Source organism: Kitasatospora sp. NPDC002543, from assembly GCF_053594915.1.
In genome coordinates, this window is record NZ_JBSFWR010000217.1 from 1 (window position 1) to 2968 (window position 2968).

Consider the following 2968-nt stretch of genomic DNA (forward strand, 5'->3'; position numbering starts at 1 on the left):
CGGACGGGCGGTGCGGTCGGGCGGTGGTGACGGGCGGTGCGGACGGGCGGTGCGGGCAGGCCAGGCGGAGCACCGGGCCGGGGCCGGTGGGAGCGCCCCCACCGGCCCCGGCGGTGCGGTCAGTGGCCCAGCCGGTGCCGCATCCGGCCGCCCTGCGCGGCGGCCCGCTGTTCCGGCCCGGTGAGGTCCGAACTCCCGGCGGGACCGGGGCTCCCCGTGAGGTCCGACCGCCCGGTGAGGTCCGACCGCTCGGCGCGAGCGGCATGCGCTCCTCGCGAGGAGCGCCGGCCGCGCCCGGACAGCCGCATCAGAGCGAGGCCGAGGCAGAAGATCAGGGCCAGCGCCACCCCGGCGAGGAAGATGCTCAGGCTGTTCAGCGCCACCAGGTTGTTGCCCAGGATCGTCACCTGGTAGTCGGGTCCGCCGGAGAGGTTGTCCGCGATCAGCAGTCCGACGAACGCGCCGGACGCCGCCATCAGCAGAAGTCCCAGCAGCAACATGGGGATTCCTTCCGTTTCGGTCTCGGCCCCCCTCGTCCGCTCGCGTCTACCCATCCCGGGCGGCCCGTAACGGCCGTCGGTGCGGCACGCCGGGCCGCCCGGGGCGGGTACCGGGGTCAGATCCGGGTGGCCAGCGGCACGGAGATCCGCTTCATCCAGGTGCCGGTCGCGAAGTCGCGGGCCCTGATGGCGACGCGGTCGCGGTAGACGTCCACCTGGAGCCCCTGGTTGAAGTGCCCGGGGACGGTGACCTCGCCGCCCTGCCCGTTGTCGGCGAACCCGGTCTGCACGGCGCCGGTGTTGATCACCGAGAAGCCGTCCAGGTTGGCGGTGCCCGGCACGATGCGGCGCACGTACCAGTCGGAGAGGGTCAGGTCCCAGTGGGTGTGGCCGCTGAAGAGGAACACGTCGCGGTACCGCCCGAGGAGACCGAGGAGCCGGTCGGGCTGGAGGTAGTCGCTCATGTAGATCTTGCTGCGGGTCCCGGAGACCGTGTTGGGCAGCGGGTGGTGGGTGATCACCATGACGGGCTTGCGGCGCCGCGCCCAGTACTGCAGGCGGTCCTCCAGCCACTGGAACTGCGCGTCGCTGATCCACACCTCGTCCCACAGGGAGTTGTCGTGGTACTTCATGTAGCGCTCGGTGCCGAGGGTCAGGACCGGGATGCCGCCGAAGGTGGTCTCCGCGTAGATCGAGGACCGCTTGGCGAACCGGTAGAAGCTGCGGAAGAGGGACTCCTCGGTGGTGCCGTTGGGCCAGGTGCTCTGGGCGAGCGTGTTCGGGTCGGACCACTTGGGGACGTAGAACTCGTGGTTGCCGATGGCCCAGGCCACCTCGCGGGGCTTCGGCCCCTGGTCCAGCACCTTCTGCACCTCGGCGTACTCGAAGTCGTAGCCGCGCGGCGTGATGTCCCCGGCGACGGCCAGGCCCGACCCCTGCGGGTTGGTGGCCCGGATGTCCCTGAGCGCCTGGGCGAAGTCGCCGAGGTCGCCCTGGATGTCGCTGATGACGTTGAAGCTCGTCACCAGCCCGCCGCCGTCGGAGTCCGCCACGGCGGTCCCCTGCGCGAGTCCTCCGAGCGCCAGCGCTCCGGCGGTCGCGCCGAGCAGCGTCCTGCGTTCCATGGGTCTTTCCTTTCGACTGCCGCGCTGCGCCGGGGGTTGCCGCCGCGCGGTTCGGACCAGACCCGTTATCACTATGCGATCGAATGGGCGGTCAGGTGAACGGGCACTGTCGATCAGGGTCGGTCCGGAGGACGGCCGCGTGCCCGTCACCCTCCGTCCCACCCGGCCCGATCCGGTCGGGTTCGCTCCGGCCCGGTTCGGTCCGGTCCCGCACGAGCGGGCCGCGGCGCGCTCCGACTCCCCCGCGCCGCCGGGCCGGATTCTTCGTGTCATCCGCCAGTACGGCCGCGGACCCGCGCGGAGGAGACTTTCCACCGCGGCGGCCGCCGCCGACCGGCCGGGCCCACCGGCCCGGAAGGATCAAGCCGGCCGCACGCGCCAGGACGTACGGACGGAACGACGCATCGGAGGAGCGGCACATGGACGTGCGGCAGTACGACGGGATCGGCGAGGCGTTCGAGGGCTTCAAGGCCCTGCCGTTGGCGCGCTACGGGGAGGTGCCGAGCTTCCTCGGCCTGGTCGGGGACGTCCGCGGCCGGTCGGTCCTCGACCTGGCGTGCGGCACCGGCTTCTACAGCCGGGAGTTCAAGCGCCGCGGCGCCGCCGACGTCCTCGGCGTCGACCTCTCGGGCGAGATGGTCGCCGCCGCGCGGGCGAGCGAGCTGCGGGAGCCGCTGGGCGTGCGCTACGAGGTCGGCGATGTGGCCGAACTGCCGCCGCTGGACAGGCGGTTCGACATCGCCCTGGCGGTGCACTGCCTCAACTACGCCGAGGACGTCGCGGCGATGGAGCGGATGTGCCGCGCCGCCCGCCGCAGCCTGGTGCCCGGCGGGGAGTTCTTCGTCCTCGCCCAGAAGCCCGACTACCGGTTCGACTGCCCGTCCCTGGAGCGCTACGGGTTCCGCTGCGAGCCCCTCGGCGAGGAGATCGAGACGGGGCCGCGGGTGCGGGTCACGGCCCTGATCGACCCGGAGCCGATCAGCATCGTCGCCACGGCCCCGCGCCGGGAGGTGTTCGAGCACAGCCTGCGTGCGGCCGGGTTCACCGGGCTGGAGTGGGTGCCGCTGGCGGTGTCGGAGGCCGGCGTCCGCGCCTACGGCCGGGAGTTCTGGGCGGACTTCCTCGCCTTCCCCTCGCTGGAGATGCTGCGCTGCCGCGCCTGAGCCGCCGACCCGACCGACCGGCCGGCGGGTCTGCGGGGCCGGGGCGGCCGGGAGGACCGGCCGCCCCGGGCCCCACCCGCCGCCCGCGGCACGGCCGGCTGCGCGGGGAGGACGCCCCGGCCCCGGCCCCGGACGCCTTCGGACGGGACGCCTTCGGACGAGACGCCTTCGAACAGGACGC

At 73.4% G+C, this 2968-nt stretch carries 3 protein-coding genes; 1 reads left to right on the plus strand and 2 read right to left on the minus strand.

All coding sequences use genetic code 11. The features are described from left to right. Positions 1 to 119: 119 nt before the first annotated feature. Both ACWD4P_RS38040 and ACWD4P_RS38045 read right to left on the minus strand, forming a co-directional pair. The gene (locus tag ACWD4P_RS38040; RefSeq protein WP_449782795.1) at positions 120 to 500 is read right to left on the minus strand and encodes a hypothetical protein; all 381 of its coding nucleotides are present in this window, start codon (positions 498 to 500) and stop codon (positions 120 to 122) included. Positions 501 to 616: 116 nt separating this feature from the next. Continuing rightward, positions 617 to 1624 (minus strand): metallophosphoesterase family protein, encoded by a 1008-nt coding sequence (locus tag ACWD4P_RS38045; RefSeq protein WP_449782796.1) that lies wholly within the window; start codon positions 1622 to 1624, stop codon positions 617 to 619. A gap of 419 nt (positions 1625 to 2043) precedes the next feature. On the opposite strand from ACWD4P_RS38045, the gene ACWD4P_RS38050 reads away from it, so the two are divergent. Further along, positions 2044 to 2787 (plus strand): class I SAM-dependent methyltransferase, encoded by a 744-nt coding sequence (locus tag ACWD4P_RS38050; RefSeq protein ID WP_449782797.1) that lies wholly within the window; start codon positions 2044 to 2046, stop codon positions 2785 to 2787. Positions 2788 to 2968: the final 181 nt, after the last annotated feature.

Bases quoted from the DNA above. Each gene is read 5' to 3' on its own strand.
- ACWD4P_RS38040 (WP_449782795.1), bottom strand. From the start codon at position 500: ATGTTGCTGCTGGGACTTCTGCTGATGGCGGCGTCCGGCGCGTTCGTC.
- ACWD4P_RS38045 (WP_449782796.1), bottom strand. From the start codon at position 1,624: ATGGAACGCAGGACGCTGCTCGGCGCGACCGCCGGAGCGCTGGCGCTC.
- ACWD4P_RS38050 (WP_449782797.1), top strand. From the start codon at position 2,044: ATGGACGTGCGGCAGTACGACGGGATCGGCGAGGCGTTCGAGGGCTTC.